Raw genomic sequence first — 246 nt, 5'->3', positions numbered from 1 at the left:
GCCGCGCATCACACCACGCAGTCCCATGCTGCGCATCAGACGCTCTACCGTGCAGCGGGCCACGGTCACGCCTTCGCGCGCTAGTTGCCGCCATACCTTGTCGGCGCCATAAACCTGCATGTTGGCCTGCCAGACTCGTTGAATCTGCGGCATCAGCAATTCGTCTCGTTTCGCTCTGGCGCAGCGTTTGTGAGGCTCGCGCACCAGCGCGGCGTGGCGCCGATACGCTGACGGGGCAACCTGCAA

Annotated in this window: 1 protein-coding gene; it reads right to left on the bottom strand. The window is 64.2% G+C overall.

Annotated features, from left to right (window positions below; all coding sequences use genetic code 11):
* Positions 1 to 246: IS3 family transposase (locus tag NFX52_RS30795; protein ID WP_252636054.1), on the bottom strand; the 246-nt coding region annotated here is incomplete at both ends.

This window comes from Acidovorax facilis (genome assembly GCF_023913775.1).
GTDB lineage: Bacteria > Pseudomonadota > Gammaproteobacteria > Burkholderiales > Burkholderiaceae_C > Acidovorax > Acidovorax facilis.
The sequence above is the reverse complement of the archived record's forward strand: the minus strand, read 5'-3'. Positions and strand labels throughout refer to the sequence as shown.